Origin of the sequence: Acidovorax sp. FHTAMBA, assembly GCF_038958875.1 — a bacterium.
In the GTDB taxonomy this organism is placed as follows: domain Bacteria; phylum Pseudomonadota; class Gammaproteobacteria; order Burkholderiales; family Burkholderiaceae_C; genus Acidovorax.
Genome location: NZ_CP152407.1, coordinates 3,000,736 through 3,027,496, shown reverse-complemented (window position 1 = coordinate 3,027,496; position 26,761 = coordinate 3,000,736). Strand labels below are relative to the sequence as shown.

Annotated in this window: 26 protein-coding genes; 12 read left to right on the top strand and 14 right to left on the bottom strand. The window is 65.8% G+C overall.

Annotation, left to right across the window (positions count from 1 at the left end; genetic code table 11):
- Positions 1 to 46: 46 nt before the first annotated feature.
- Positions 47 to 805 carry a GNAT family N-acetyltransferase gene (locus tag AAFF19_RS14230; protein WP_342720423.1) on the bottom strand — a complete coding sequence of 253 codons (759 nt, stop codon included), beginning with the start codon at positions 803 to 805 and terminating at the stop codon, positions 47 to 49.
- Between the two features lie 116 nt (positions 806 to 921).
- Between AAFF19_RS14230 and AAFF19_RS14225 the strand changes: the two genes are divergently transcribed.
- A complete protein-coding gene (locus AAFF19_RS14225) occupies positions 922 to 1,575 on the top strand; it encodes a DUF1566 domain-containing protein (RefSeq protein WP_342720422.1) in 654 nt (217 codons plus the stop codon).
- A gap of 13 nt (positions 1,576 to 1,588) precedes the next feature.
- On the opposite strand, the gene arsB is transcribed toward AAFF19_RS14225, so the two are convergent.
- The 7 genes from arsB to AAFF19_RS14190 all read right to left on the bottom strand — a co-directional run bounded on the left by arsB (position 1,589) and on the right by AAFF19_RS14190 (position 6,990).
- A complete protein-coding gene (gene arsB / locus AAFF19_RS14220; RefSeq protein ID WP_342720421.1) occupies positions 1,589 to 2,605 on the bottom strand; it encodes an ACR3 family arsenite efflux transporter in 1,017 nt (338 codons plus the stop codon).
- A gap of 111 nt (positions 2,606 to 2,716) precedes the next feature.
- A complete protein-coding gene (locus AAFF19_RS14215; protein ID WP_342720420.1) occupies positions 2,717 to 3,217 on the bottom strand; it encodes an arsenate reductase ArsC in 501 nt (166 codons plus the stop codon).
- Positions 3,218 to 3,257: 40 nt separating this feature from the next.
- Complete coding sequence (locus AAFF19_RS14210) at positions 3,258 to 3,590, bottom strand: metalloregulator ArsR/SmtB family transcription factor (protein ID WP_008904307.1); 333 nt, start codon at positions 3,588 to 3,590, stop codon at positions 3,258 to 3,260.
- On the bottom strand, positions 3,587 to 4,894 hold the full coding sequence (gene arsJ / locus AAFF19_RS14205; protein WP_342720419.1) for an organoarsenical effux MFS transporter ArsJ: 1,308 nt from the start codon (positions 4,892 to 4,894) through the stop codon (positions 3,587 to 3,589). Before arsJ ends, AAFF19_RS14210 begins: the two co-directional genes overlap by 4 nt.
- Before the next feature lie 5 nt (positions 4,895 to 4,899).
- Positions 4,900 to 5,946, bottom strand: coding sequence for an ArsJ-associated glyceraldehyde-3-phosphate dehydrogenase (locus AAFF19_RS14200; protein ID WP_342720418.1), 1,047 nt, complete (start codon positions 5,944 to 5,946; stop codon positions 4,900 to 4,902).
- 176 nt (positions 5,947 to 6,122) lie between these two features.
- Entirely contained in the window at positions 6,123 to 6,629 is a 507-nt protein-coding gene (locus AAFF19_RS14195) for an ArsI/CadI family heavy metal resistance metalloenzyme (RefSeq protein ID WP_034693684.1), read from the bottom strand.
- 34 nt (positions 6,630 to 6,663) lie between these two features.
- Positions 6,664 to 6,990 carry a metalloregulator ArsR/SmtB family transcription factor gene (locus AAFF19_RS14190; protein WP_008904311.1) on the bottom strand — a complete coding sequence of 109 codons (327 nt, stop codon included), beginning with the start codon at positions 6,988 to 6,990 and terminating at the stop codon, positions 6,664 to 6,666.
- Positions 6,991 to 7,302: 312 nt separating this feature from the next.
- Here AAFF19_RS14190 and AAFF19_RS14185 point away from each other — a divergent pair, with 312 nt between their 5' ends.
- The 3 genes from AAFF19_RS14185 (at position 7,303) to AAFF19_RS14175 (ending at position 12,045) form a co-directional block, all read left to right on the top strand.
- A complete protein-coding gene (locus AAFF19_RS14185) occupies positions 7,303 to 8,391 on the top strand; it encodes a DUF6817 domain-containing protein (protein ID WP_342720417.1) in 1,089 nt (362 codons plus the stop codon).
- Between the two features lie 268 nt (positions 8,392 to 8,659).
- Complete coding sequence (locus AAFF19_RS14180; RefSeq protein ID WP_342720415.1) at positions 8,660 to 9,463, top strand: MetQ/NlpA family ABC transporter substrate-binding protein; 804 nt, start codon at positions 8,660 to 8,662, stop codon at positions 9,461 to 9,463.
- A 245-nt stretch (positions 9,464 to 9,708) separates the two neighbouring features.
- A complete protein-coding gene (locus AAFF19_RS14175) occupies positions 9,709 to 12,045 on the top strand; it encodes an EAL domain-containing protein (protein ID WP_246330731.1) in 2,337 nt (778 codons plus the stop codon).
- Here the strand turns inward: AAFF19_RS14175 and AAFF19_RS14170 are convergent.
- Both AAFF19_RS14170 and AAFF19_RS14165 read right to left on the bottom strand, forming a co-directional pair.
- A complete protein-coding gene (locus AAFF19_RS14170; protein WP_342720414.1) occupies positions 12,022 to 13,506 on the bottom strand; it encodes an alanine/glycine:cation symporter family protein in 1,485 nt (494 codons plus the stop codon). The two genes, AAFF19_RS14175 and AAFF19_RS14170, sit on opposite strands and share 24 nt — an antisense overlap.
- 248 nt (positions 13,507 to 13,754) lie before the next feature.
- Entirely contained in the window at positions 13,755 to 14,402 is a 648-nt protein-coding gene (locus AAFF19_RS14165; protein ID WP_342720413.1) for an FMN-dependent NADH-azoreductase, read from the bottom strand.
- Between the two features lie 125 nt (positions 14,403 to 14,527).
- Between AAFF19_RS14165 and AAFF19_RS14160 the strand changes: the two genes are divergently transcribed.
- Both AAFF19_RS14160 and AAFF19_RS14155 read left to right on the top strand, forming a co-directional pair.
- Complete coding sequence (locus AAFF19_RS14160) at positions 14,528 to 15,475, top strand: LysR family transcriptional regulator (protein ID WP_008904318.1); 948 nt, start codon at positions 14,528 to 14,530, stop codon at positions 15,473 to 15,475.
- A gap of 193 nt (positions 15,476 to 15,668) precedes the next feature.
- Positions 15,669 to 16,538: an HDOD domain-containing protein gene (locus AAFF19_RS14155; RefSeq protein ID WP_182118614.1), complete on the top strand. Its 870-nt coding sequence runs from the start codon at positions 15,669 to 15,671 to the stop codon at positions 16,536 to 16,538.
- Between the two features lie 12 nt (positions 16,539 to 16,550).
- On the opposite strand, the gene AAFF19_RS14150 is transcribed toward AAFF19_RS14155, so the two are convergent.
- The 3 genes from AAFF19_RS14150 to AAFF19_RS14140 all read right to left on the bottom strand — a co-directional run bounded on the left by AAFF19_RS14150 (position 16,551) and on the right by AAFF19_RS14140 (position 19,047).
- Positions 16,551 to 17,492, bottom strand: a complete 942-nt coding sequence (locus tag AAFF19_RS14150) for an ankyrin repeat domain-containing protein (RefSeq protein ID WP_342720412.1) — start codon at positions 17,490 to 17,492, stop codon at positions 16,551 to 16,553.
- Positions 17,489 to 18,034, bottom strand: coding sequence for a sigma-70 family RNA polymerase sigma factor (locus AAFF19_RS14145; protein ID WP_342721857.1), 546 nt, complete (start codon positions 18,032 to 18,034; stop codon positions 17,489 to 17,491). The genes AAFF19_RS14150 and AAFF19_RS14145 overlap by 4 nt, the downstream gene beginning before the upstream one ends.
- Positions 18,035 to 18,147: 113 nt before the next feature.
- Positions 18,148 to 19,047, bottom strand: coding sequence for a hypothetical protein (locus AAFF19_RS14140; protein ID WP_342720411.1), 900 nt, complete (start codon positions 19,045 to 19,047; stop codon positions 18,148 to 18,150).
- Between the two features lie 144 nt (positions 19,048 to 19,191).
- Here AAFF19_RS14140 and AAFF19_RS14135 point away from each other — a divergent pair, with 144 nt between their 5' ends.
- Positions 19,192 to 19,953, top strand: a complete 762-nt coding sequence (locus tag AAFF19_RS14135) for an AAA family ATPase (RefSeq protein ID WP_342720410.1) — start codon at positions 19,192 to 19,194, stop codon at positions 19,951 to 19,953.
- A 49-nt stretch (positions 19,954 to 20,002) separates the two neighbouring features.
- Here the strand turns inward: AAFF19_RS14135 and AAFF19_RS14130 are convergent, their stop codons facing one another.
- A complete protein-coding gene (locus AAFF19_RS14130; RefSeq protein WP_342720408.1) occupies positions 20,003 to 21,664 on the bottom strand; it encodes a methyl-accepting chemotaxis protein in 1,662 nt (553 codons plus the stop codon).
- A 263-nt stretch (positions 21,665 to 21,927) separates the two neighbouring features.
- Here AAFF19_RS14130 and AAFF19_RS14125 point away from each other — a divergent pair, with 263 nt between their 5' ends.
- From AAFF19_RS14125 to AAFF19_RS14105, 5 genes are all read left to right on the top strand, one after another.
- Positions 21,928 to 22,515: an alpha/beta hydrolase gene (locus AAFF19_RS14125; RefSeq protein WP_182118618.1), complete on the top strand. Its 588-nt coding sequence runs from the start codon at positions 21,928 to 21,930 to the stop codon at positions 22,513 to 22,515.
- 238 nt (positions 22,516 to 22,753) lie between these two features.
- Positions 22,754 to 23,755, top strand: coding sequence for a sulfate ABC transporter substrate-binding protein (locus tag AAFF19_RS14120; RefSeq protein ID WP_008904327.1), 1,002 nt, complete (start codon positions 22,754 to 22,756; stop codon positions 23,753 to 23,755).
- 6 nt (positions 23,756 to 23,761) lie between these two features.
- Positions 23,762 to 24,652 carry a sulfate ABC transporter permease subunit CysT gene (cysT, locus tag AAFF19_RS14115; RefSeq protein WP_182118619.1) on the top strand — a complete coding sequence of 297 codons (891 nt, stop codon included), beginning with the start codon at positions 23,762 to 23,764 and terminating at the stop codon, positions 24,650 to 24,652.
- Positions 24,649 to 25,551, top strand: a complete 903-nt coding sequence (gene cysW, locus AAFF19_RS14110; RefSeq protein WP_182118620.1) for a sulfate ABC transporter permease subunit CysW — start codon at positions 24,649 to 24,651, stop codon at positions 25,549 to 25,551. The genes cysT and cysW overlap by 4 nt, the downstream gene beginning before the upstream one ends.
- Before the next feature lie 15 nt (positions 25,552 to 25,566).
- Positions 25,567 to 26,691: a sulfate ABC transporter ATP-binding protein gene (locus AAFF19_RS14105; protein ID WP_008904330.1), complete on the top strand. Its 1,125-nt coding sequence runs from the start codon at positions 25,567 to 25,569 to the stop codon at positions 26,689 to 26,691.
- Positions 26,692 to 26,761 lie beyond the last annotated feature (70 nt).

Genomic DNA, 26,761 nt, shown 5'->3' with positions numbered 1-26,761 from the left:
GATAGCTTATGGCGCATGATGCATAAGCGCTTGAGGCCGATTTGAATCAAATTGGCACCCGGTAGTGGTAGCCGTACGCCTCCTTGAATCCCAGCCCCTCGTACAGCCGCAGCGCCGGCGCATTTTGCGTGCGCACCTGCAGGTAGGCCGATGTGGCGCCTGCCTGGGCGGCCCAGTGCAGCAGGGCCTGCACCAGGGCCTGGCCGCGGCCACAGCCACGGTGCTCGGGCGCCACCGCCAGGTCATACAGGCCCACAGCGCCGCGTTCCAGCACGGCCAGCCCAAAGCCCACGGCCAGGCCCTGTGCGTGCAGCAGCGCAAACGCGGTGGGGTGGGCAATGGCGTCCAGCATGCTGCGTTGCAGCGCCCGGTGGTGGGGCGCCACGCCATTGGCGGCCGCAAAGCCGTTCAGCCACGCATCGGGGGGCGTGGTGGTCACCACCACGCCGTCGTCGGGCCTGCCCAGTTGCGCAAGGGCCAGGGGGCGGTGCAGCACCAGCGAGGGGTCGAAGTGCCGGTACCCAGCGCCGGCCAGTTCCTCGTCAGCCTCGGGCGGGGCCAGGGGCGACAGGCGAAACACGGTGGGCAGCCCGTGCCGCGCATACAGCGCCGCAGCTGCTTCGCGCACCCCGTCAAACGGCGCGCCGGGCACCAGCGCATTCACCGAGTTGGCGCGCTTGGTGTAACCCCCTGACATGCGCAGCAGCCACCCCCGGTGAAACACGTTCTGCCGCGCGGGCCAGGCGTTGAAGGCGCGCTCTTCCAGGGCGCGGACCAGCGAGATGGGTGCGGCGGGGGTGCTCATGCGGGGGTTATACCAACCGCCGCCGGGCCCCGGGCTTGATCTGCCGTGGTGGCGCGTTGCGCAAGACGGGTTTAGGCTTTGGGGTTGTACTCGGCAATTCACACCTGCGCACCACGATGGCCTCTGCATTCCCTATTTCCGTACCGCTCGCCCGCTCTTTCCTTTTGAAATACCGGCCCCGGCTTCGCCCGGCGCGTTCTCTGGCTGCGGTCGTGGGCGGCCTGTGGGTTTTGTCGGCGGTTGCCTCACCACAGCAGCAAGGCAGCGCCGACTGGCGTGTGTCGGACGATGGCGCCTATGTGATCGACGTGCGGGCACAACTGGCGTGGCCACGCTGTGTGGAAGGCATGCAGTGGAACGGCACCACCTGCACCGGCAAACCCCTTTTGCTGGACCGTGCCGAAGCCACGGCGCTGGCCACCGCCCGCTGGCAGGCCGAGGGCGTGGCCTGGCGGTTGCCGCGCGCTGCAGAGCTGCAGCGGCTGGTGGGCAAGGCGGCCCACAACGCGGCGGGCGCAGACGCCCGGCTGTTCGCGGCGGCGCCTGACCTGTGGTACTGGTCATCCACCGCCAACGTCAGCGGCGTGCGCGGCAACCAGTACAACTACAACACCATTCGCCAGAGCCGTGAGGGTGACAGCGCCGGCCAGATGGCCCTGCTCAATGGCTGGGCCGTCAACATGGCCACCGGCGAGGCGCGGGGCGACGTGGCGCGCGCCAGCAAGCTGCCCGTGCGGCTGGTGCGCCCGCAGATGGAGCCCGCGCGGTAGGCGGGGCGCATCATCAGCCCTGGGTGCGGGGCCGCCATGCGTTCACGATGGCCACCAGCGACAGCATCACCGGCACCTCCACCAGCACGCCCACCACCGTGGCCAGCGCAGCGCCGGAGTTCAGGCCAAACAGCGATATCGCCACGGCCACCGCCAGCTCGAAGAAGTTGGACGTGCCGATCAGGCACGCGGGCCCGGCCACGTTGTGCGGCAGCTTGAGCCAGCGCGCGCCCACCCAGGTGATGAAGAAGATGCCGTAGCTCTGCAGGATGAGCGGGATGGCAATGAGCCCGATCACCAGGGGCTTGTCCACAATGGTGCCCGCCTGAAAGCCGAACAGCAGCACCACCGTGGCGATGAGCCCGACGATGGACCACGGTTTGAGCGCCGCAACGAACTGCGCCAGGGATTCGCGTGATCGCCCAAGCAGCAGGTGGCGGGTGGCCATGCCGGCCAGCAGGGGCAGCACCACGTAGAGCACGGTGGACAGCAGCAGCGTCTGCCACGGCACGGTGACGTTGGTCACGCCCAATAAAAACGCGGCTATGGGCGCAAACGCAAACACCATGATGATGTCGTTGACCGACACCTGCACCAGCGTGTAGTTGGCGTCGCCTTTGACGAGCTGGCTCCACACAAAAACCATGGCGGTGCAGGGCGCCACACCCAGCAGGATCATGCCCGCGATGTACTCGCTGGCCGATTGCGCATCCACCCAGGGCGCAAACAGGTGCTGAAAGAACAACACACCCAGCGCCGCCATGGTGAAGGGCTTGATCAGCCAGTTGACCACCAGCGTCAACATGAGCCCCTGGGGCTTCTTGCCCACGTCCCTGATGGCGGTCCAGTCGATCTGGATCATCATCGGGTAGATCATCACCCAGATGAACACAGCCACCACCAGGTTGACGTGCGCAACTTCCACCGCGGCCACGGCCTGGAACAGGCCCGGCGCCGCCAGGCCCAGGCCCACCCCGGCGCCTATGCCCAGGGCCACCCAGAGGCTCAGAAAACGTTCAAACAATCCCATGGTGAATCCTTGTTGTTGTGTGGTTGATGGGTGGGGCGGGTCTGAAAGGTCAGAAGGCCCGGCAGCATGACGCAGCCAGGCCCCGGAGGTTGCGCCATCGCGCCGGGCCTGTCAGCCCTTTTCGGTACCGATGCGGCGCAGCTCACTTTGCAGCGACAACCTGTCGAGCTTGTCAAACGGCAGGCTCAGAAAGATGGTGATGCGGCGGTTGAGCGTGATGAAGGCTTCGCTGAAGGCGCGCTGCCTGTTTTCTTCGCTGCCCTGTACGGCGGCGGGGTCGGGCACGCCCCAGTGGGCAGACAAGGGCTGGCCGGGCCACACGGGGCAGACCTCACCGGCGGCGTTGTCGCACACCGTGAGCACAAAGTCCATGGCAGGTGCGCCCGGCCGGGCGAACTCGTCCCAGTGCTTGCTGCGCAGGCCGTCGGTGTGAAAGCGGTTGCGCTGCAGCAGTTCCACAGCGTAGGGGTTCACCTGCCCGGCAGGCTGGCTGCCCGCGCTGTAGGCACGGTAGCGCCCGGCGCCCAGCTGGTTCAGGATGGCCTCGGCCATGATGCTGCGCGCCGAGTTGGCCGTGCAGATGAAGAGAACATTGAAGACGCGATACGACATGGAAGGTCTCTCCTGGAATAGGTGGTCGGTGGTGGGCAGGTCAGCAGGCGGTGCACTGCACTGCTGTGGTTGGGTCGTCCAGGCAGGGCTCACCCTGGCAGCAGTTGGCGGTCAGAAAACCCAGCAGCTGGTTCATTGCGTCGATGCGGGGGCGGTAGACGAGGTTGCGGCCGTCGCGTTCTTGCGTGATCAGCCCGGCGTGTGTGAGCTCTTTGAGGTGAAACGACAGCGAGGTGGGCGATATGCACAGCCCCTGGGCCATCTGGCCGGGTGTGGCGCCCTGCGGGCCTGCCACCACCAGCATGCGAAACGCCCGCAGGCGGGACTCCTGCGCCAGTGCGGCCAGGGCTTTGACGGCTTCCAGGTCGGTCATGCGGTGTCTCCTTGAAGTGAAGCCGGGGCTGCTGCAGGGCGCACCAGCGTGCAGGGTAGCGCCAGGGTCACCAGCCAACAGATGATCAGCATCACCGCAGACCCGATCAGCGCGTAGAGCAGGCCCCCCCATTGGTACAGCAACCCTGAAAGCAACGTGCCCATGAACCGGCCGGCCGCATTGGCCGCATAGTAAAAGCCCACGTCTTCGGCCGCTTTCTCGCTGCCCGCATAGGCCAGGATGAGGTACGAGTGCACCGACGAGTTGACGGCAAACGCAACGCCGAACACCGCGAGCCCTGCCACCACCGCCCATTGCAGGTGGGGCACTTGCAGGTAGACGACGATGGCCAGCGCCACCGGCACCATGGCCAGCGCGGCAGACCACCAGCGTGCGGCGGGCACCTCGGCGCTCAGGCCATCGGGGCTGCGCTTGACGATGTGGGGCGCCAGGGCCTGCACCAGGCCGTAGCCGATGGTCCACGCGGCCAGAAAGCCGCCCACCATGGTGAAAGTCCAGCCCGAGGCGTACAAAAACACAGGCACGCCCACCACAAACCACACATCCCGCGCGCCAAACAGCGCCACGCGCGCGGCTGCCAGCAGGTCGATGGCGGGGCTTTTGGCAAACAGCTCCCTGGCGGATCTGGAGGCCTTGGCCTTGCCCATGAGGGGCGGCACAAAGAGCACCACGCCCACCAGCACCAGCGCCAACAGCACAGCCATGGCCCATAGTGCGCCGCGAAAACCCAGCAGGTCCAGCAGCAGCCCGCCCAGGAAAAAGCCCACGCCCTTCATGGCGTTCTTGCTGCCCGTAAACCATGCCACCCATTGGAAGAGCTGGCCAGATCCCTGGTCCTTGGCCTGACTGGCCGTGATCTTGATGGCCGACTTGCTGGCCGTTTTGGTCAGGTCCTTGGCCACGCCGCAGATGCCCTGCGCCACTACCACCCACGCCACCGACATCGCGGCAGTCCACTCGGGGTTGAGCGCGGACAGCAGCGCAAAACCGATGATCTGCGTGGTCAGGCCCACGGCCAGCATGCGGGCAATGCCGTAGCGCGTGGCCAGCCAGCCACCGATCAGGTTGGCGGCAATGCCTGCGGCCTCGTACAGCAAGAACAGAAACGCCAGCGTGAACGACGAATAGCCCAGGCGGTAAAAGTGCAGCAACACCAGCATGCGCAGCGCGCCGTCGGTGAGCGTAAAGCCCCAGTACGCGGCCGTGACGATGGCGTAGTTGCGGGCGGCGGCGTTGCCTGCGGGCGCGGGGGCTTGCGGGCCGGGCGTCAAGGTGCTGGTCATGGTAGTCAGATGCCCACGTCCTGCATGTGGCAGGCCAGGTCCACCATGCGGCAGGCGTAGCCCATTTCGTTGTCGTACCAGGCGTACACCTTCAGCAGCGTGCCATCGGTGACCATGGTGGACAGCGCATCGACGATGGAGCTGCGCGTGTCGCCCGCGTAATCGGCGCTGACCAGGGGGCGCTCGTCATAGCCCAGGATGCCTGCCAGTGGGCCTTGCGCTGCCGCAGCTGCAAACAGGGCGTTTACGGCCTCGGCGGTGGTGGGTTGGCTCAGCTCGAAAACGCAGTCGGTGAGCGACGCGTTGAGCACCGGTGCCCGCACGGCGTGGCCGTTGAGCTTGCCCTTGAGTTCCGGGTAGATGAGTGCAATGGCCGTGGCGCTGCCCGTGGTGGTGGGGGCCAGGCTCATCATGGCGCTGCGGGCGCGGCGCAGGTCTTTGTGGGGTGCGTCCACCACCAGGTTGGTGTTGGTGGGGTTGTGGATGGTGGTGATCTGCCCGTGGCGGATGCCCAGGTTTTCATGCACCACCTTCACCACCGGCGCCAGGCAGTTGGTGGTGCACGATGCGGCCGTCACGATGTGGTCGCGGGCCGGGTTGTAGAGGTGGTGGTTGACGCCCACCACGATGTTGAGCACGTTCCCGGTCTTCACGGGCGCTGCCACGATCACACGCTTGGCGCCGCGGTCGAGGTGGCCTTGCAGGGTTTCGGGGGCGAGGAATTTGCCCGTGCATTCCAGTACAACGTCCACGCCCAGTTCGCCCCAGGGGATGTCGCCCGGGGTGGCGTAGCTGCTGAAGGACAGCTGTTGTTCGTCGATGCGGATGATGTCGTCGCCCGTTGTGCCAATGGCTGCGCGCCAGGGGCCTTGCACCGTGTCAAATGCCAGTAGATGGGCCGTGGCACCCGCACCGCCCTTGATTTCGTTCAGGTGCACCACCTGCAGACGGTTGTCGATCCGTGGGTCGCTGCCGGGGCGGTGGGCTGCGCCCAGGGCGGCGCGCAGCGCCAGGCGGCCAATGCCGCCCATGCCGTTGATGCCTACTTTCATTGGGGTGTTCCTGAGGGCTGAGGGATGAATTGATTCGATGATCGTTGAATTATTGATGTATTGCGTGACGGTTCGGTGACACAGCCGCACACCCTCGCCCCAAGGCCGATGCAGCACGGACCTGCAGGGAAGTGCACCCCTGGAGATCCGTGTCTCTGCAAGTTTTGCGGCGCCCGTCAGCAGCAGCGGGTGGAAGGGGTGGCCTCAGGGGCGCAGCATGCGGCCTTGTGAGCGGGGGTGGCTTCAATGTTGGTGGTAGCTGCGCCGGTAGCGCAGCAGGCGGCTGCCGCATCCTTGGGTGCTGCAGCCTCATTGAACAAGGGGATGTCTCCCAGCGTGTGAAAGTGCTCCCAGGCCACGCCTTCGGGGTCGGTCACCCAGTGTTTTTCGCTTCGCGCGTAGCAGCAGGTGGTGGCGCCTTCGTCCAGCAGAGCCATGTCGGCCGACTGGGCGCGGGCCCGGAGTTCGGCCAGTTCATCGGCGTCGTCCACCTGAAAGCCGAGGTGGTCGAGCCCGGTCTTTGCGCCCCGGGTGGAGATGGCGAAGTTCACGCGGGGGTCGTTCAGCATCCACTTGGCGTAATCGGTTTCGACGCGGGTGGGCGGGGCGGCGAACAGGCGGGAGTAGAACGCGATGCTCTGGCTGAGATCGCTCACGTGCATATGGACATGGAATCGCTTCATGGTGGCTTCTTCCTTTCGGTGGGGGGAGGGGTGTTCAGCAGCTGCAGGATGCGTCGTCGTCCGCCAGGCATGCGGTGGTGCCCTGGCAGCAGTTCTCGGTCAGGTAGGCCAGCAGACCGTTCATGGCGGGGTAGGCGGCGCGGTAGACCAGGTTGCGGCCCTGGCGCTCCTGGGTCACCAGATCGGCGTTGGCCAGTTCCTTGAGGTGAAAAGACAGGGTGTTGGAGGCAATGCCCAGTTGTTCGGACAGGGCCCCAGGTGTGAGGCCCGCCTCGCCTGCGACCACGAGGGCGCGGAAGACACGCAGGCGCAGTTCATGCGCCAGGGCGGCGAGGGCGCGGATGACGTCGGTTTCATTCATGGTTCGATATTACAACGAATGTAGAAATATAGGCAATGGGCGCGCAGAAGCGGGTGGGAAGCGCCTGATGTTGGTGGCGCTCCGTGGTGACACGGCCCATGGGCTGAGATGCCACATGGCAGAAAATGCTACTAAAAGTATAGCTATCTGCGCAAGATGGTTATGTCCTGGAGTCGATTTTCATTCAGATTCTGGAATGCCGATACCACACCCGCAGCAGCGGAAGGGGGCAAGCCACGATACTTGCACGCATGCGGGCCTCTGCACACGCTCCGGCCCGCGCACCCCATAGCAAAACCGGAGACGATTTTCATGAGCCTGCCCCTGCACCCCCTGGATACCGAACTGTTTGCCCGCGCAATGCCGCTGCTGGACGACGATTGGCTCGCCCGCGACGCTGAACTGGCCCCCGTGCTGCCCATGGTGCTGGCGCGCAATGTGGGCCAGGACTGGCACAAGGCGGGCACGTTTCGCCACCACCTGGTGGGCGTAACACGCACCCTGACGGTGTGGCAGCAACCGCGTGATGTGCGCCTGCTGGGCCTGCTGCACAGCGTATACGGCAATGCGTTTGTGGACCTGGTGAAGTTCGACCCCGCCAAGGAACGCGCCCGGGTGCGCGAGATTGCGGGCGAGTCGGCCGAGCACCTGGTCTACCTGTTCTGCACCCAGTCGCGCACGCAGTTTGTGCAGAAGGTGCTGGCCCACGCGCTGGAGGCTGATGGCAGCCTGGTGCTGCAAAAAGACGGCGCGAACCACGTGCTCACGCCCTGCGAGGTGGCGGCTTTCATCATCGTGAGCATGGCCGACACCATCGAGCAGTGGTTCAGCTGGCAGGACGACATCTTCTCGCGTTTCCCCGAGGTACAGCACCGCCACCAGAAGGCGCACTGGGCCGCATCGCTCTGGCCCGGGCCCATGCGGCCGTCGGGGCGCATGGTGCACCAGATCAACGGGCTGGCCAAGGCGCTGCAGCACCCGGGGCTGAAGGGGCTGCTGCCCATGCCGCCCGTGTTTGACAACTGCACGCAGCACCTGTCTGCCGCCAACGAGGCGGCGGCCACGTCGCTGTACTGGTCCGTCATCCAGCAGGACCAGCCCCTGGTGGACCTGGACGTGGCCACCGGCGTGCTGGAAAGCGCCGTGCGCCACAACCCCTGGGTGGGCGAGCCGCAGATGGTGCTGGCCCAGCTGTATCTGTCCGCCGGCCGCAAGGACGACGCCGGGGCCGCCGCCGAGAGCGCGCTGCACCTGTTCAGCGCCTGGGGCAATGCGTGGGACAAGCGCGTGCAGTGGGACGCCTGGGTCGCCTGGACGCGCATCCTGCTGCAGGGCGCGACGGTGGAGGGCACCTGGCCCGAGCGGCTGGACAAGCTCAACAACGTGGCGCTGCGGGGGTGACTTGGAACATCCCCCTGAGTGGCTGCGCCACTTCCCCCTTCTCTCGAATCGCTGCGCGATTCGGGAAGGGGGGCGCAGCCCTCGCTGCGGGGCGGCCCTTGCTCGGCTGCCCTCGCCGGGCGCGCGCCAGTCTCATGAGCTGGGGGGTGAGGTGCACGGGTCTTGTCTTCTTATTCGAATGAGTTGTAATGAAATGAAAACTTAGTTGTTCCGGTTCTATCGGGAAAACCCTAGGATGCGAGCCATCTCTCAACGAAAGGTTTTCCCTGTGAACAACAACAAGCGCCTTCTCCTGCAATCCGCCCTGGCCCTGGCCGCTGCTGCCGCTGTCTCCACTGGCGCCATGGCCCAGGACAAGCCCATCAAGGTGGGCGTGACGGGCGGCCCCCACGCGCAGATCTTCGAGCAGGTGAAAAAGGTGGCCGAGAAAGACGGCCTCAAGATCCAGGTCATCGAGTTCAGCGACTACGTGCAGCCCAACGCCGCGCTGGCCGCGGGCGACCTGGACGCCAACAGCTACCAACACAAGCCCTACCTCGACGCACAGGTCAAGGACCGTGGCTACAAGCTGGTGTCGGTGGGTTACACCGTCAACTTCCCTATCGGCCTGTATTCGAAGAAGGTCAAGAAGCTCGAAGACCTGAAGGAAGGCGCCAAGTTCGGCATCCCCAACGACCCCACCAACGGCGGCCGCGTGCTGCTGGTGCTGCAGGACCAGGGCCTGATCAAGCTGCGCGACGGCGCGGGCCTGAAAGCCACGCCGCTCGATGTGGTGAGCAACCCCAAGAAACTCAAGTTTGTGGAGCTGGATGCCGCGCAGCTCCCGCGTTCGCTCGATGACCTGGACGCCTCGGCCATCAACACCAACTTCGCGCTGTCGGCCGGCCTGAACCCCGGCAAGGACGCGATTGCGCAGGAAAACGCCAAGGGGCCGTATGTCAACCTGATCGCCGTGCGCGAGGCCGACAAGGACAAGCCCTGGGTGGCCAAGCTGCTCAAGGCCTACCAGTCGGAAGAGGTGAAGAAGTTCATCCAGACCGAGTTCAAGGGCTCGGTGCTGCCGGGGTTCTGAGCCTGCGGGCAGGCGCACCCTGCAAGGGCGCAAGCCTGAACAGTGCCGCCAATAAAGGCAGTTTTAAACAAATCGGCCCCTGGCGCTTATGCAATAAGCGCCAATAGCTATTAATTTTATAGCGATGGGGTAACGCAGTGCCCCGTGCCGGGGCCGGGTGATGCAGCGGGCTGCGCTTGCAGACACAATGGGAGTGTTAACGTTCTGTAGCATTTCGCACAGTACATCCCACCCCACGGCGCCCCATGTCCCTTGCGGAACGAATCCTCTCAGTGGTCTGGCTGGGCGCAGCCACGCTGATGTTTGCCGCGTCGCTGGGAATGCCGGATGCCAGCGTGCGGGTGTTTCTGGACAACGCCTCGTGGAGCCTGGCGTTCTGGCTGTCGGCCTACTGGGCCTGGCGCGGCTGGGTGCAGGCGCCCCCTGGCCAGCGCACGGTGCACACCGGCCTGCTGGTGTTTGCCCTGCTGGTGGCGGTGGGGCAAATGGTGTGGAACCTGCAGGTGGCCCTGGACTGGAATCCGTTTCCAACCCCTGCGGACGCATTCTTCCTGCTTGGCGGGCCCCTGCTGGCGGCCACCGTGATCCGCGCCACGTTCACCCGCCTGTCCCGCGACCGCGCCTACCCTGCGGCGCTGGACTTTGGCGGCGCGGTGCTGGCGGCGCTGGCCTTCACGCTGGTGGTCTACCTGCCGGCCGAGGGCGTGCGGTCGCTGGCGGTGGGTGCTGTGCTGGTGCTGTATCCGGCCGGGTTCCTCACCGCCGCCGGTGTCACGGCGCTGGCCATACCCACCGTGGGGGTGCGCGTCACGCGCTCGCACCTGCTGGTGCTGGCGGGCCTGCTGGGCTACGGCCTGAGCTGGATGCACTGGAACCTCATGGTGATCGGCGGCCAGCTGCAGTCCGGGATGTGGTTCAACGCCAGCTTCAGCCTGTCGGCCGTGGCGCTGGGCTGGGGCGCGCGCTGGCTGGGTTTTGACACCGCCGAAGATGCGGACTTCCGCCGCCGCTGTGACCGGGTCATGAACTACGTGCCGCTGGTGTCCATGACCCTGGCGGCCATCACGCTGGTGCTGCTGTTTCTGGCGCCCGAGGGGCGGGCCGGGGTCCAGGCGCTGATCCTTGCCTGTTGCCTGCTGGTGCTGCTGCTGGCTGCACTGCGCCAGACCATTGTGGTGAGCCTGCTCAACCGCCTGCGCACGGCCGAGGCCGCCGTGCTGCGCAACGAGGAAGAGCTGTACCGCGTGGCGCATTTTGATGCCCTCACCGGGCTGCCCAACCGCCGCTACTTTGAAGATGCGCTGGAGCGCGCCGTGGCCGAGGCCGCGCGCCATACGCAGGGCGCCAACCGCCGCGTGGCGCTGATGCTGATCGACCTGGACCACTTCAAGAGCGTGAACGAAACCTACGGCCACCGGGTGGGCGACGCGCTGCTCAGCGAGGTGGGCCAGCGCATTACCCAGCTGCTGGCGGGGCAGGGCCTGGTGTCGCGGCTGGCCAATGACCAGTTCACCGTGATGCTGCTGCGCCCTGCGTCGCGCACCGATCTGGCGCAGCTGGCGGCCACGCTGCTGGAAGGCCTGGCGCAGCCCTGGGAGCTGTCGGAAGTGGGCGCGCAGTACATGGGCGCGAGCCTGGGCATCAGCCTGTTCCCGGATGATTCGGCCAACAGCGTGGAGCTGGTGCGCCATGCGCATTCGGCACTGCATGCCGCCAAGAGCGCAGCGCGGGGCTCGTACCGCTTTTACATCGAGGAGTTCACGGAGGTCACGCGCAGCCGGCTGGAGCTGCGCCGCCGCCTGCACAGCGCGCTGGAGCGGGGCGAGTTCACGCTGGTGTACCAGCCCCAGCTTGACCAGCAGCGCCACACGGTGGGCGCCGAGGCGCTGCTGCGCTGGTCGGTGGACGGCAAGGCGGTGCCACCCGACGAGTTCATCCCGCTGGCCGAAGAAGGGGGGCTCATCGTGCCCATCGGCCTGTGGGTGTTCGAGGCCGCCTGCCAGCAGGTGGCGCAGTGGCGCGCCGGGGGCTGGCAGGTGCCGGTGATTTCGGTCAACGTGTCCACGATCCAGATGCGCGAGCCCGGGTTTGCGCAGGCGCTGCTCGCGCTGACCGCACGCCACGGCGTGCCACCCGCCGGCCTGGTGCTGGAGATCACCGAATCGCAGTTGCTCGACGAATCGCTCTACGGCATTGCGCTTGACCTCAAAAACGCGGGGTTTGGCTTGTCGATTGACGACTTTGGCACCGGCCACTCGTCCCTCATCAAGCTGCGCCGCCTGCCCGTGGGCGAGCTCAAGATCGACAAGATCTTCGTGCGTGACATCGTTCACGACGTGAACGACCGCGAGATTTGCGCCACCGTCAACGCGCTGGCCCGCACCTTGGGCCTGGAGGTGGTGGCAGAAGGGGTGGAAACCCAGGAGCAGTTCGACCTGCTGGTCAGGATGGGCTGCCAGCGGTTTCAGGGCTGGCTGTTTGCCCCTGCGCTCACGCCGGCATTGCTGGCCGAACGCTGGCTGCAGCGGGTCGAGGCAGGCGAGGCCGCAACGGCCAGTTCAGTGGCGCCGGATGGCGCCTGACGCCACCCCGGCCTCGTAGCGCCGCACCTCGTCGCGCACCACGGGCAGCAGGAAGTACAGCCCCACCACATTGGCCAGCGCCATGGCAAAAATCATGGCATCCGAAAAATCGATCACCGGGCCCAGGCCCATGCTGGCCCCGGCCACCACGCAGGCCAGAAAAAGCAGCTTGAACACCAGCCCCGTGACGGCATGGTCGCCCAGCAGGTAGGCCCAGGCCTGCAGGCCGTAGTACGACCAGGTGACCATGGTGGAGAACGCAAACAGCACCACGGCCAGCGCCAGCACATATGGAAACCACCAAACGGCGCTGGCAAACGCAGCGGATGTCAGGGCCACGCCCCGCGCATCGCCCGCCGCCACCGTCAGCCCTCCGGCGTCCACATGGCCCGTGACAATCACCACAAGCGCCGTCACGGTGCAGATCACCACCGTGTCGATGAAGGGCTCAAGCAGTGCGGCGTACCCCTGGGATACCGGCTGGTCGGTCTGCACCGCCGAATGTGCGATGGCCGCCGAGCCCACCCCCGCTTCGTTGGAGAACGCCGCGCGCTTGAAGCCCTGCACCATGGCACCCAGCACGCCACCGGCCACGCCTTCGGCTGAAAACGCGCCCTGCAGAATTTGCGCCGCCGCCCACGCCAGCTGATCGGCATGCAGCGCCAGCACCACCAGCCCCGCGCCCATATAGGTGAGCGCCATGAAGGGCACCACCGCCTCGGTCACCCGTGCAATGGAGCGGATGCCGCCCAGAATCACCAGCCCCACCAGAGCCGCCAGCCCCAGCCCGAACACCCAGCCGCGGCCGGCCAGCACGCTGTCTGCGCCCCCCGTCACGCCCAGCACCTGCTGAAAACTCTGGTTGGCCTGGAACATGTTGCCCCCGCCCAGGGCGCCGCCCACGCAGCACACGGCAAAGAACACGGCCAGCACCCTGCCCAGCACCGGGCGCCCGCGTTCGGCCAGGCCTTTGGAGAGGTAGCGCATGGGCCCGCCCGAAACGGCGCCGGTGGTGGGGTCTACGCTGCGGTACTTCACCCCCAGCGTCACCTCGGTGAACTTGGAGGCCATGCCCAGCAGCCCGGCCACGATCATCCAGAACGTGGCGCCCGCGCCGCCCAGGCTGACCGCCACGGCCACGCCCGCAATGTTGCCCAGCCCCACGGTGCCTGAGACGGCGGTGGTCAGCGCCTGGAAGGGCGTCACCTCGCCCGCCATGGCCGGGTTGGAATAGCGCCCGCGCACCACGGCAATGGCGTGGCCAAAACCGCGCAACTGGATGAAGCGAAACGCCAGGGTGAACACCCCGGCGGCCACGATGAGCCAGCCCACGATGAGCGGAAACTCGGTGCCGCCCACCGGCACGGCATAAAAAATGGCGCCCGACACGACATCGGCATAGGGAGCGATGGCGGCGCTGATGCGCTCGTCCACGCTGAGAGCCTGGGATGCAGGCGTCATGGCGGGGTTCTCCGTGGATGATGACCACGGCATCATCCCCCATCAACACTGGCGTCTGCCGTTGCAGCCCCGCGCTGCAGTCGGGGATGGTGTCTGCAGTTGCTATGCTTGTAATAGCTGCTGGCGCTTTATGGATAAGCGCTGGAGGCTGTTTTTACCTGAATTTTCGTCGTTCAAAAGCAAAACCCGGCGCAGGGCCGGGTCGGGTGATGGCGCGCGAGCGCGCCGTCGTCAGGCTTGGCCAGAGATCAGGCGGCCTGCGACACGCTGGCCTGGTTGGCGGCCACGCTGGTGTGGGTGGTGATGTCCACATGGGCCGAGGCCAGGGCGGCGGCCTTGGCATCGGGGCCCATGGCTACGCCCTCGGCGCGCACAAAACGCACGTCGGTGATGCCGAAGAAACCGAACACCACCTTCAGGTAGCTCTCCTGGTGCTCCATGGCCTGGCCGCCTTCGCTGGTCGAATACACACCGCCCCGGGTGGAGGCGACGATGACCGTCTTGCCCTTGGCCAGCCCTTCCGGGCCGTTGGCGGTGTACTGGAACGTGCGGCCAGGCTGGGCGAGGCGGTCGATCCAGGCCTTGAGCTGCGAGGGGATGCTGAAGTTGTAGAACGGCGCGCCGATCACCACCACGTCAGCCACCAGGAACTGGCTGACCAGCTGTTCAGACACGGCGTTCTCACGCTTTTGCGCGTCGCTCAGGCCGTCGGTCTGGCCCGTGCGGGGCGCCATGGCGTCCATGGTGAAGTGGGCAGGCGCATTGGCTACAAGATCAAGGTAGCTCACCTGGGTGTCGGGGTGGCTGGCCTTGTAGGCGGCCACGATCTGGGCCGTGAGCTGGCGGGAAACGGATTGGTCACCGGTGATGGCAGAGTCGATGTGAAGCAGTTGCATGAAGTTCTCCGAGGTCTGTGTAAGGCCACCGTATGTGGCGATGGGTTGATTGTGCTAAGGCATGGTTTTGTTGATAAGCCGGCAAAATTGCGATAGATTGTTCTACCCATAGAACAGTGATCGCCATGCAAGACCTCAACGACATGCTGTATTTCGCCGAAGTGGTGGAGCGGGGCGGTTTTGCCGCTGCCGGACGCGCCCTGGGCATCCCCAAGTCCCGGCTGTCCCGCCGGGTGTCCGATCTGGAGACCCAGCTGGGCGTGCGCCTGCTGCAGCGCACCACCCGCAAGCTCTCGCTGACCGAAGTGGGCGAGGCCTACTTGCGCCACTGCCAGGCCATGCGCGAGTCGGCCCAGGCCGCGGCGGACACGGTGGCCCAGGTGCAGACCAAGCCGCGCGGCACCATCCGCGTGAGTTGCCCGGTCACACTGGCGCAGACCGTAGTGGCCGAGCTGATACCCCGGTTTCTGGCCCAGTACCCCGAGGTGCGCATCGACATGCTGGTGAGCAACCGTGCCGTGAACCTGGTGGAGGAGGGCATCGATGTTGCGCTGCGAGTGCGCGCCTCGGTGGACGACAGCGGCAGCATGGTGGTCAAGCGGCTGGACACCACCACCCAGATCCTGGTGGCAAGCCCCGAGCTGCTCATCCGCCAGGGCACTCCAGAGACTCTGGACGACCTGGCCAAGCTCGACAGCATCGCCATGTCGGCCCCCGACGGCCGCTCCACCTGGCACTTGATAGGCCCGGGCGGCGTGCAACAGGTGGTGCACCACACGCCGCGCTATGTGGCCGACGACCTGCTCACGCTCAAGTTCGCCGCCGTGGCGGGCACGGGCGTGTGCTGGATGCCCGACTACATGTGCCATGAAGAAATGCGCGCGCGCAAGCTGGTGCGCGTGTTGCCCGACTGGGGCCCTGCCACCGCCATCGTGCACGCGGTGTTTCCGTCGCGCCGGGGGCTGTCGCCCGCCGTGCGGCGTTTTCTGGACTTTCTGGGCGAGGCAACGCCGGGGCGCAGCAGCCTCAGCACGCGCCAGGCCCTGCAAGGGCTGGACGGCGCGGACATCTGAGCGGCGGTGGACGGTGGACTGAGCGGCCGTTTGCGGCTTACCGGGTAGCAAGAGCTCTCGCGCCCGCACGTGCAAAGTCCGCTGCCGGGCGCGGGTACCACCAGCCCCGCGCTTTTTGCCGCCACAATGCAACCAATTGCAACTGTGCGGGCAGTCCGGGTGTTCACCACAGCGGGTCGTCCGGAAATTCCTTGTGACCGCTCCACACCCCGTTGACGCCGATATCCGTCAAGCCCGCATCCACCCCGCCGTGCGGGCGATCGTGGTCCCGCCGTGCCCCGAGTCGCTGCTGCGTCTGCAGCAGATCGTGGCGGCACCCGAGCTGGATGCGGCCGCGCTGGAGCAGCTGGCCTCTTCGGACGTGGCGCTGGCCGCCGCGGTGATACGGCTGGCCAACAGCCCGCTCTATGGCCTCACCCAGCCCGTGCAGACGGTGGGCATGGCGCTCACGGTGCTGGGGCTGCAGCCGTCGGTGGAGCTGCTGTCGGCCTTCATCACGCGCAACGCATTGCAGGTGCGGTCGCCGCTGCTCGAGCATTTCTGGGAGAGCTCGCAACGCAGGGCCATTGCGTGCGAACACATCGGTCACCAGCTCTACAGCTTTGACCCCGGCCTGGGCTACAGCTTCGGGCTGTTCTGCCACGTGGGTATGCCGGTGCTGGTGAAGGCCGTGCGCGGCTATGCGGGTACGGTGACCGAGGCCCTGGCCCGCAAGGACCGCACCTTCACCCAGACCGAGAACGCCAGCCACCGCACCGACCACGCAGTAATGGGCGCCATCGTGGCCCGCACCTGGCATCTGCCGGGCGACGTGGCCCAGGCCATCTGGCTGCACCACGATTTTGCGTGCCTCACCGATGAGCGCTTTGCGCCCGCAGTGCGCCACCTGGTGGCCGTGGGCCTGCTGGCCGAGTTCCTGGTCAACCACCACGACAACCTGCCGCCCACGCGCGAATGGCAGGAACACGGCCATGCCTGCATGGACCACCTGGATGTGACGCAGGACGAGCTGGACCACTGGATCGACGCGTTGCACCCCGCATTCGAGGCTGTGCGGTTCTAAGACTTCACCCGATCACCGCGCCCCGTCCAGCAGTTCGGCAATGGCTGCGTGGCCCCGCAGCCGGGCTTGCTCGGCCGCGTTCAGGCCTTCCGCATCCACCAGCGCGGGGTTGGCGCCGAGCGCCAGGAGTTGCCGAACGGTGGTGGTCTGGCCATGCATAGCTGCCAGCATCAGCGGTGTTCTGCCCGCGCTGTCGCGCGTATCCACCGCCGCGCCCTGGCGCACCAGGTTGCGCACCTGGGGGGCGTTGCCCGCGCGCGCCGCGTCGTGCAAACCGCGCGACAGCGGTGCGCGGGATGCCATGTTGGCGGTGGGCGCAGGCGCCGCTGCACGGGCGGATTCGGCCAGGGCAGCGTCCGCAGCCGGTGCCGCCGATTCCTTGGACGGCGGGGCCCGCCTCTCGGCAGGGCCCTCTTCACCGGTCGAACGCCTGTGCGACTGGGCGAAAGGCTCTGGAGCGGTGGCTGGCGCACCAGCTGGCGCTGGAGAAGGCGCAGGAGCCGGCCTGGCGGCCATGGCTGGGGCCGAAGGCTTGGCGGGTGCGGGGGCTGTGCCCGGCTGCGCACTCGCGGCTGGCGGTTCGGCGCCCCGCTTCGCCGCCGTGTCGGTCGTCGGCGCGGGGGAGGGGGGTGGCACGCGCACAGGCGCCGGCATCTCAGCCCGGCGCGGGCCGTGGGTGATTTCTTTTTCTTCGGGCGTTCCGCGCTCGAACTGGAGCATCAGCAGCCCGGCGAGGCCCAGCACGGCCACCGTGGCCAGGGCCGAGAGCTTCCAGCGCGACTGGTTGGCGGCGGCGCGTCCAGGGGCCGGGGGCGGGGCGGCGGCGGCAGTGGCGGCTGACAGCATCTGCGCGTGCGCGCGCACGGCATCGCGCACATGCGCACCCGGGCGGGCGGCTTCGGTTGCACTGGCCTCGTGGTAGCGGCGTAACAGTTCGTCGCCTGGCGCACTCATGGTGCAAATTCCTTGAGCTGGAGCCGCAAGCTGGCCCGCGCGTAGCGCAGGCGGCTCTTGGCGGTTTCGAACTGGACGCCGGTGGCCTCGGCAATCTCCTGCACGCTCAGATCGCCTTCCGCCTGCAGCAAAAAGGCTTCGCGCTGTTCCAGAGGCAGGTTCTCCACTGCCGTGATCAACGCCACCGCCTGTTCGCGCGACTGCAACTGTCGCACGGGGCCGAAGCCCGAGTCGGCCATCAGCGTGTCCGCCAGGCTGTGCAAGTCGTCGTCGCCACTTGCGTCCAGGCTGGTGTGGTGCCTGGCGGTGCGCAGGTGGTCTACCAGCCGGTGGTGGGCCAACGTGAACAGCCAGGTGCGGAACTTCGCCTTGGCTTCATAGGTTCGCGCATGGCGCGCCACCGCAAACCACACATCCTGAAGCAGGTCGTCCGCCACCGCCTGCACTTTCACGCTGCGGTACACAAACCGCCATACCGCCAGTTCGTGCCGGGCGTACAGCGTGTCAAACGCAGCCATGTCTCCCCGGGCGTAGCGCAGCATCAGCGTTTCGTCGCCATCGTCTGCGGGTGCGGTGGAGCTGGGGGGCGGCACCCGCGCATTATGCGAGGCCCTCATGCACCGGCAGGCGCAGGTGTTGCAGGCGCTTGCACGGGCTACCTCGGGTCGGGAACATACGAAAACGGGTCCGACAGCGGAAACGCGCGGGGCACATGCAGCCGGGCGGCGGGTTCGCGGATCACGCCGCTGGCAATCAGGTTTTCGCGGCTGTCGTAACGGATGCTGATCACTTCATTGGGGTGGCTGTGCAGCCGCGCAAAGGTGGTGTGCGTGACCACGGATGTCTCACGCTGGCCGTGTGCCGTGCCCAGCCGGGCGGATGGCAGGGGCGCTGCATTGGCTGCGCTCTCGGCAGAGTGCGATCGCGCTGAAGATTCGGCCCGGGACAACGGGGCGGGCGCTGCCTGCGCGGGTTCCTCGCGCAGGCGGTCCAGTGCATTGGCGCCATCGTCCCCGTCCGCGCCGCTGTCACCGCGCCCCCGCTGGCTGTACGGTGCAGGCGCGACGGACGGCGGTGGCAGCGGCGGCTGTTCACGGAACAGCGCGACCCCGATCACCCCCACGTGCGCAGGGCGTCCCGTGCGCGCTGCGTACGAGTGGGCAATGGGGGCAAACTCAAACGCTGCCACCTCGCTGGCGCTTTTGCGCCAGCCCGTGATCTGGTAGCGCTCATGGGGCGCAAACACATAGCCGCGCTGGTCCCACGCGGCGGTTTCGCCACTGAGAACGTTCACACCATCCACCGAAGGCACCGCCAGCACGCGCTCACCCAGCCGGTTGCGCACGGTAATGGCGTAGCGCGCGCCCGGGCGGCCTGCCACCCAGTACTCGCCACGGGCATAGTGCACCGGCAGCGTGGCCCCGGTGTCGCGGTCAACAATGGTGACATCCGCCAGGTGGCCCACGGCGTGGGCGGGCAGGCAGGCCAGTGCCAGCAACGCGGCCAGCCCTGTGATGGATGTCTGGACGGTGATGGTGAGCAAACGGTGTTTCATGGCGGCTCCAGTCAGGCAATGGGTGTTGGTGCTGGGTGAAACGAACGGGGCCGGCCAACGGGGTTAAAAGGCCGCGAAAAAAGTTGCCGGTGCCGGAGCTGAACGCCGGGAGCTGATCCTTTGGCGCCCGTTAGCATGCAGTCCATGCTTGCCGCCAAACCCTATCTGCAGAGCGTTCGCATCCGCCCTGATGCCGAGGTGGACTACGACGCCTATCCCTACAGCATCCCCGCCGTGCGGGAGCTGGGGCTGCTGGAGTTCCATCCGGATGTAACGTTCTTTGTGGGAGAAAACGGCTCTGGCAAATCCACCCTGCTCGAAGGCATTGCCCTGGCGCTGGGCTACAGCCCTGAAGGTGGTACCCGCAACTTCCAGCTGGCGACGACGCAATCGGTGTCGCCGCTGCATGAGGTGCTGCGGCTGGCGCGCAGCTTCCGCAAACCGCGCGATGGCTACTTTCTGCGGGCCGAGAGCTTTTTCAATGTGGCGACGTTCATGGACGAGGTGGGCTACCTGGAGAGCTATGGAGGCAGGTCACTGCATGCGCGTTCGCACGGCGAAGCCTTTATGGCGCTGCTCATCCACAGGTTCAGGGGCCAGGGCCTGTACCTTCTGGACGAGCCGGAGGCGGCTCTCTCGCCCCAACGGCAGCTGGCCGCGCTCTCGGCCATCCACCAGCTGGTGCAGGACAAGTCGCAGTTCATCATCGCCACGCATTCGCCCATCCTGCTGTCCTATCCCCACGCCCGGATCATCCGGTTTGGCAGCACGGGGTTGGCGCAAGTGGCGTTTGAAGACACCGAGCACTTTGCGGTGACCCGGGACTTTCTGAACAACTACCCCCGGCGGCTGGAGCAACTGCTGCAAGACGCACCGGGTGATGGGCCTGCCGGGTCGCACACCTGAACATTGCGCTGCGGGCGGGCTCATCGCGCCCGGGCCCGGGCATTCACATTCAGTGCGCCAGGCGCCGGGTGCGCGGCACCGGCAGGGCAGTGCCTGTGCCCTGGCGTGCAGCACGCGGTGCCGTTTGGGCCTGGCCTGCAGCCGTACCGCCGGCGACATGGAACACCGCCACCAGGTCTGCCAGGCTTTGCGCCTGCTGGCGCAGGTTTTCGGCGGCCATCGAGCTTTCGCCCACCAGCGCGCCGTTTTGCTGCGTCATCTGGTCCAGCTGCGTGACGGCGACGTTGACCTGCGAGATGCCGTCACTTTGCTCGGCTGCTGCAGTGCTGATCTCGCCAATGATGCCCGTCACCCGCTGAACGCCCTGCACGATCTCGTTCATCGTCACACCGGCATCGGCCACCAGCTGGGTGCCAGAGTCCACCTTCTCCACGCTGGACTGGATGAGCGCCTTGATCTCCTTGGCGGCCTCGGCACTGCGCTGCGCCAGGCTGCGCACTTCGGTGGCCACCACGGCAAAGCCGCGCCCCTGCTCGCCCGCGCGGGCAGCCTCCACCGCCGCGTTGAGGGCCAGGATATTGGTCTGGAAAGCAATACCATCGATCACGCCAATGATGTCCGCAATTTTCTGGCTGCTGTGGTGGATGTCCTGCATGGTCGTCACGACCTGTTGCATCACCTCGCCACCCTTGGCGGCGGTGCCCGCTGCCGTGGTGGCCAGCTGGTTGGCCTGGCGGGCGGAGTCGGCACTCTGGCGCACGGTGGCGGTCAGCTCTTCCATGCTGGCGGCGGTCTGCTCCAGGCTGCTGGCGGCCTGTTCGGTGCGGTGGCCCAGGTTCTGGTTGCCGCTGCTGATGTCGTCGCTGGTAGCGCGCAGCTGCCCAATGTTGTCCCGCACGGCGGAGACCAGTTCATGAAAACGCTGCTGCATGTCGCGCACCGCCACCATCACGCTGCCGGTGTCGCCCGCCTTGACCTGCACAGGCACCGTGAGGTCACCCTGCTCAATGGCCTGCACCACGGCGCGCACCTCGCTGGGCTCTGCGCCCAGTTCGCGGCCGATGCTGCGCGAAACCATCACCGTGGCGCCCACGCTGATCAGCACGGCCAGCAAGGTGATGGCCAGCATCACGCCGGTGAACTGGTTAGCGTCCTGGTTGGCCGTCTGGCTGTTCTTGATGATGCGGCCTTCTTCATAGTCGATCAGCTTGTTGGCGGCGGCCAGCCATTGTTCGTACTGGGGCTTGGCTTCAGACCAGAGCAGGGCTTCGGCGCCCGTCCGGTCGCCTGCCTGCATCAGGGCCACGACCTTGTTGGTGGTGGCCACCGTGCGCGTTTCGATGTCTTTGAGGGCCTGCACCATCGGGCCCACTTCGGGCGGGACGTCTTTGGCGGTTTGCAGCACCGCTTCAAGCTGCGTGGCCGACTTGGCGTAAAAGTCCGCCAGCCTGGCGATGTCTTCGACTTCGGCCCGGCGTGCGTCTTCGCTGGGCGCCAGCACCACGTCGCGCACCGCGATGGACCGGTCGTGTGCAGAGCCGCGGAAGTTGATGGCTGCGCGCTGGATGACGGCGTTTTGCGTGGCGTTGGCCGTGAGTGCCCGGTCGATCCCCCGTGCTATGAGCATGCTGTAGATCGACATGCCGAGCAAAGCCACGATGACCAGGCCGAAGGCCGCCATGAGGCGATGGCTGATTTTCCAGGTGTTCATAGGTGTGCCTTGAATAGATGTCTCGAACAGAAGTCGCTTGCAGACACCGCGCCAGAGAGCCCATTGCTCACCACGAATGTTTGCATTTGGTTACGAGATTGTACTGTTTGGTCGCAAAATCGACAACAAAGTTTTTTTGTTCATTGAAGAGTCGCATTTTTTCCACAGACGGCTTGGCGGGGCATGTTTAGATGATTTGGCGATTAAATAAAAAGAATTAAGTCGTTTGGGTTTTAAAGGCGGGCTCCCAGAATGCTGAGCCTGTGACTACCGCATCCATCATCATCGTCCCCGGCTGGCGCGACTCGGGCCCCGGACACTGGCAAAGCCTGTGGGCCGAACGGCTGCCCCGCGCAACACGCGTGGTGCAGGATGACTGGATCACCCCCAAGCGCACCGCCTGGGTGGGGCAACTTGAAAAAACCGTGCTCGCTGCGCCGCACCCCGTGGTGATCGTGGCCCACAGCCTGGGCTGCATCACCACCACCCACCTCGGGCCTGCAGCGGCAGCCCGGGTGTGCGGTGCACTGCTGGTGGCCCCGGCCGACCCGGAGCGCCGGGCCATCCTGAGCGACTTTGCATCGGTGCCCTATGCGCCGCTGCCGTACCGCAGCATCGTGGTGGCCAGCAGCAACGACCCGTACTGCCCCATTCGCCTGGCAGGCGCCTATGCCCGCGCCTGGGGCAGCGAGTTCGTGCGCATGCAGAACGCCGGGCATATCAACATCGACTCCGGCCATGGCGAATGGCCGCTGGGCTGGGCATTGCTGCAGTCGCTGGAGGGCGAGCAGCCTGCAGGCGCAGCGGCCGTGTCGCCCTCTGCCGTACACGCATCGCCAGTGGCGTTGTAGCCCGGTTGCACCTGGATTGATCCTAAATTGATAGCTGCTAGCGCAATACAGATAAGCGCTAGAGGCCATTTTTGCTTGGAAATATCGAGCGCCGCAGATCCTCCGGGGCGGTGGTGAATGCGTCTGGTGTACGGTCTATATTCGAAATTTCGATTAATTAACAAGAATATATTCTTTTGAGTTTTAAGAAGCGCTCTGCACAATCCGCCATCTCCAGCTTTTCATCAGGCGACGCACCATGACGACTTCCCTCAAACTCAAGACCCTTCTGGCCACCGTGGCCCTGGCCACCAGTGGTTTGGCTGCGGCGCAGAACACGCTGCTCAATGTGTCGTACGACGTGGCGCGCGAGTTCTACAAGGACTACAACGCTGCTTTCGCGGCGCACTACAAGAAGACCACGGGCCAGGATGTGAAGATTGACCAGTCTCACGCAGGCTCCAGCGCGCAGGCACGCGCCGTGCGTGACGGGCTGGACGCCGATGTGGTCACCATGAACACCACCACCGACGTGCAGTTTCTGGCCGACAGCGGCGTGGTCGCCAAGGACTGGGCCAAGAAGTTTCCGCACGACGCATCGCCCACCACCTCCACCATGCTCTTTCTGGTGCGCAACGGCAACCCCAAGGGCATCAAGGACTGGGACGACCTCATCAAGCCCGGCGTGCAGGTGATCGTGGTGAACCCCAAGACTGGCGGCAACGGCCGCTATGCCTATCTGGCCGCCTGGGGCGCCGTGCGCGAAAAGGGCGGCACCGACGAGCAGGCCGCCGAGTTCGTGGCCAAGCTGTACAAGAACGTGCCGGTGCTGGCCAAGGGCGGGCGCGACGCCACCGCCACCTTCTTGCAGCGCAACATTGGCGACGTGCTCATCACGTTTGAATCCGAGGTGGTGTCGATCGACCGCGAATTCGGCGCGGGCAAGGTGGACTCCGTGTACCCCTCGGTGAGCGTGGTGGCCGAGAACCCCGTGGCGATTGTTGAACGCACCACGGCAAAGAAGAACTCCGGCGCGCTGGCCAAGGCTTATCTTGACTACCTGTATTCCGACGAAGCCCAGGAGATCGCCGCCAAGCACGCCATCCGCCCGCGTTCGGAAGCCGTGCTCAAGAAGCACGCCGCCACGTTCAAGCCGCTCAAGCAGTTCACGGTGTCCAAATATTTTGGTTCGCTGACCGAAGCGCAGAAGGTGCACTTCAATGACGGCGGCCAGTTCGACAAGATCTACAGCACCAAGTAAGCCGACATGACTGCTGCGACCTCTGCGGCCGGGCAGGGGGCCTTGCGGGCCTCTGCCCAGGTCGGCCGGCGTGCGCCCAAGCGCGTGCTGCCAGGCTTTGGCATCACGCTGGGCTACACACTTTTCTATCTCAGCATCATTGTGCTGATCCCGCTGTCGGCGCTGATCTTCAAGACCTTTACGCTCACGTGGGACGAGTTCTGGGCGGCCGTCAGCTCACCCCGGGTGGTGGCGTCGTACAAGCTCACATTTGGCGCTTCGTTCATTGCTGCGCTGGTCAACCTGGTGTTTGGCCTGCTGATCGCGTGGGTGCTGGTGCGCTACAAGTTTCCGGGCAAGAAGATCGTGGATGCCCTGGTGGACCTGCCTTTTGCATTGCCCACCGCGGTGGCCGGCATCTCGCTGACCGCGCTGCTGGCTGGCAATGGCTGGATCGGCCAGATTCTGGAGCCCATGGGCATTCAGCTGGCGTTCAAGCCCGCCGGTATCGTGATTGCGCTCATCTTTATCGGCCTGCCGTTTGTGGTTCGTACGGTGCAACCCGTGCTCGAAGACGCCGAGAAAGAGCTGGAAGAGGCCGCCACCTGCCTGGGCGCCACGCGCTTGCAAACTTTCACCAAAGTCATCCTTCCGTCCATCACGCCTGCGCTGCTGACCGGCTTTGCCATGGCGTTTGCGCGGGCGGTGGGTGAATACGGCTCGGTCATTTTTATCGCGGGCAACGTTCCCATGGTGTCTGAAATCACGCCGCTCATCATCATCGGCAAGCTGGAGCAGTACGACTACGCGGGCGCCACTGCGGTGGCCACGGTGATGCTGGTCATCTCGTTTGTCTTGCTGCTCATCATCAACGCACTGCAGGCCTGGCAGCGCCGCCACGCGGGGGCACCAGCATGAGCGGGGCTGCTACAAGAACCGTGCGCCGCACACAGGCGGGAACGACCGAGTCGCCATGGGTGCGCTACACCCTGATCGGGATCGCGCTGGCCTTCATGCTGCTGTTTCTGGTGTTGCCGCTCGCCGCGGTGTTTGCCGAAGCGCTGCGCAAGGGTTTTGGCGCGTACCTCGAAGGTCTGCGCGAGCCCGATGCCTGGTCGGCCATCAAGCTCACGCTGATCACTGCCGCCATAGCCGTGCCGCTGAACCTGGTGTTCGGCGTGGCAGCGGCCTGGTGCATTGCCAAATATGAGTTCCGGGGCAAGGCGTTTTTGACCACGCTGGTGGACTTGCCGTTTTCGGTGTCGCCGGTGGTTGCTGGCCTTGTCTACGTGCTGATGTTCGGCGCGCAGGGCTGGTTTGGCCCCTGGCTGCAGGCGCATGACATCAAGATCATCTTTGCCGTTCCCGGCATCGTGCTGGCCACCGTGTTTGTGACCTTCCCCTTCATCGCGCGCGAGCTGATCCCGTTGATGCAGGCGCAGGGCAACGACGAGGAGCAGGCGGCCATCGTGCTGGGCGCAACCGGCTGGCAGACCTTCTGGTACGTCACGCTACCCAACATCAAATGGGGCCTGCTGTACGGCGTGATTCTGTGTAACGCCCGCGCCATGGGCGAGTTTGGTGCGGTGTCGGTGGTGTCGGGCCACATCCGGGGCCAGACCAACACCATCCCGCTGCACGTTGAAATTCTGTACAACGAATACCAGTCGGTCGCCGCGTTCGCCGCAGCCTCGCTGCTGGCCTTGCTGGCCCTGGTCACGCTGGTCATCAAGACCATTGCCGAACACCGCAACGAGCAGGCACTGAAAGCCGCTGCCGAATTGCCCCCCGAGCGCCCCGCGCCCGCTGGCGTTTGAAGGAAGAAGAACACCATGAGCATTGAAATCCGTAACGTCAGCAAGCAGTTTGGCGACTTTCATGCGCTGCGGGACGTGAGCCTGGACATTGCGTCGGGCGAACTCATCGCGTTGCTCGGTCCTTCGGGCTGCGGCAAGACCACGCTCTTGCGCATCATCGCGGGGCTGGAGACGGCCGACGTGGGCACCATCCACTTCAGCGGCGAAGACACCACCGACGTGCATGTGCGCGAGCGCAACGTGGGCTTTGTGTTCCAGCACTACGCGCTGTTCCGCCACATGACCGTGTTCGAGAACGTGGCCTTTGGTCTGCGCGTGAAACCCCGCAAGGAGCGGCCGAGCGAGGCGCAGATCAAGCAGAAGGTGATGGACCTGCTCAAGCTCGTGCAGCTGGACTGGCTGGCCGAGCGGTTCCCGTCGCAACTGTCTGGCGGCCAGCGCCAGCGCATTGCCCTGGCCCGCGCGCTGGCCGTGGAGCCCAAGGTGCTGCTGCTCGATGAGCCTTTTGGTGCGCTCGATGCCAAGGTGCGCAAAGAACTGCGCCGCTGGCTGCGCCGCCTGCACGACGAGCTGCATGTCACCTCCATCTTCGTGACGCACGACCAGGAAGAAGCGCTGGAAGTGGCCGACCGCGTGGTGGTGATCAACCAGGGGCGTATCGAGCAAAGCGGCTCGCCCCAGCAGGTGTGGGACCAGCCCGCCAGCCCGTTTGTGTACGGCTTTCTGGGCGACGTGAACCTGTTCCATGGCCGCGCGCATGAGGGGCTGGTGCATCTGGATGGCATGCAGATCGACTCGCCCGAGCATGCCACCACGCAGGACACCAAGGCGTTTGCCTATGTGCGCCCGCACGATCTGGACGTGGAGCGCTACTCACCCGGCGCCGGGCTCGACGCCGAAGGCCGTCCGCGCGGCATCGTTGCGCAACTGAGCCGCGCTATCGTGGTGGGCCCGATTGCACGGCTGGAACTTATTCCCGAAGGCGACCACAAACCAGCGGACAATGCGTCCCCTGAACACTTGATCGAAGCGCAGATCCCTGCGCAGCAGTTCAAGGAAATGGGTTTCAAAGAGGGTGAAACGCTGGTGGTCACACCGCGCCGCGCCCGAGTGTTCTTGGATCACGCCGCTGGGATTTGACTCCCCCTGAGCTGCTTTGCGTCTTCCCCCTGAGGGCGACGACGGCCTTTGCTGCGGGGCGGCCCTTGCT

What these genes read in the sequence shown, in the direction of transcription:
- AAFF19_RS14230 (WP_342720423.1), bottom strand. Translation starts at nt 805, where the DNA reads ATGAGCACCCCCGCCGCACCCATCTCGCTGGTCCGCGCCCTGGAAGAG.
- AAFF19_RS14225 (WP_342720422.1), top strand. Translation starts at nt 922, where the DNA reads ATGGCCTCTGCATTCCCTATTTCCGTACCGCTCGCCCGCTCTTTCCTT.
- arsB (WP_342720421.1), bottom strand. Translation starts at nt 2,605, where the DNA reads ATGGGATTGTTTGAACGTTTTCTGAGCCTCTGGGTGGCCCTGGGCATA.
- AAFF19_RS14215 (WP_342720420.1), bottom strand. Translation starts at nt 3,217, where the DNA reads ATGTCGTATCGCGTCTTCAATGTTCTCTTCATCTGCACGGCCAACTCG.
- AAFF19_RS14210 (WP_008904307.1), bottom strand. Translation starts at nt 3,590, where the DNA reads ATGACCGACCTGGAAGCCGTCAAAGCCCTGGCCGCACTGGCGCAGGAG.
- arsJ (WP_342720419.1), bottom strand. Translation starts at nt 4,894, where the DNA reads ATGACCAGCACCTTGACGCCCGGCCCGCAAGCCCCCGCGCCCGCAGGC.
- AAFF19_RS14200 (WP_342720418.1), bottom strand. Translation starts at nt 5,946, where the DNA reads ATGAAAGTAGGCATCAACGGCATGGGCGGCATTGGCCGCCTGGCGCTG.
- AAFF19_RS14195 (WP_034693684.1), bottom strand. Translation starts at nt 6,629, where the DNA reads ATGAAGCGATTCCATGTCCATATGCACGTGAGCGATCTCAGCCAGAGC.
- AAFF19_RS14190 (WP_008904311.1), bottom strand. Translation starts at nt 6,990, where the DNA reads ATGAATGAAACCGACGTCATCCGCGCCCTCGCCGCCCTGGCGCATGAA.
- AAFF19_RS14185 (WP_342720417.1), top strand. Translation starts at nt 7,303, where the DNA reads ATGAGCCTGCCCCTGCACCCCCTGGATACCGAACTGTTTGCCCGCGCA.
- AAFF19_RS14175 (WP_246330731.1), top strand. Translation starts at nt 9,709, where the DNA reads ATGTCCCTTGCGGAACGAATCCTCTCAGTGGTCTGGCTGGGCGCAGCC.
- AAFF19_RS14170 (WP_342720414.1), bottom strand. Translation starts at nt 13,506, where the DNA reads ATGACGCCTGCATCCCAGGCTCTCAGCGTGGACGAGCGCATCAGCGCC.
- AAFF19_RS14165 (WP_342720413.1), bottom strand. Translation starts at nt 14,402, where the DNA reads ATGCAACTGCTTCACATCGACTCTGCCATCACCGGTGACCAATCCGTT.
- AAFF19_RS14160 (WP_008904318.1), top strand. Translation starts at nt 14,528, where the DNA reads ATGCAAGACCTCAACGACATGCTGTATTTCGCCGAAGTGGTGGAGCGG.
- AAFF19_RS14150 (WP_342720412.1), bottom strand. Translation starts at nt 17,492, where the DNA reads ATGAGTGCGCCAGGCGACGAACTGTTACGCCGCTACCACGAGGCCAGT.
- AAFF19_RS14145 (WP_342721857.1), bottom strand. Translation starts at nt 18,034, where the DNA reads ATGCTGCGCTACGCCCGGGGAGACATGGCTGCGTTTGACACGCTGTAC.
- AAFF19_RS14140 (WP_342720411.1), bottom strand. Translation starts at nt 19,047, where the DNA reads ATGAAACACCGTTTGCTCACCATCACCGTCCAGACATCCATCACAGGG.
- AAFF19_RS14135 (WP_342720410.1), top strand. Translation starts at nt 19,192, where the DNA reads ATGCTTGCCGCCAAACCCTATCTGCAGAGCGTTCGCATCCGCCCTGAT.
- AAFF19_RS14130 (WP_342720408.1), bottom strand. Translation starts at nt 21,664, where the DNA reads ATGAACACCTGGAAAATCAGCCATCGCCTCATGGCGGCCTTCGGCCTG.
- AAFF19_RS14120 (WP_008904327.1), top strand. Translation starts at nt 22,754, where the DNA reads ATGACGACTTCCCTCAAACTCAAGACCCTTCTGGCCACCGTGGCCCTG.
- cysT (WP_182118619.1), top strand. Translation starts at nt 23,762, where the DNA reads ATGACTGCTGCGACCTCTGCGGCCGGGCAGGGGGCCTTGCGGGCCTCT.
- cysW (WP_182118620.1), top strand. Translation starts at nt 24,649, where the DNA reads ATGAGCGGGGCTGCTACAAGAACCGTGCGCCGCACACAGGCGGGAACG.
- AAFF19_RS14105 (WP_008904330.1), top strand. Translation starts at nt 25,567, where the DNA reads ATGAGCATTGAAATCCGTAACGTCAGCAAGCAGTTTGGCGACTTTCAT.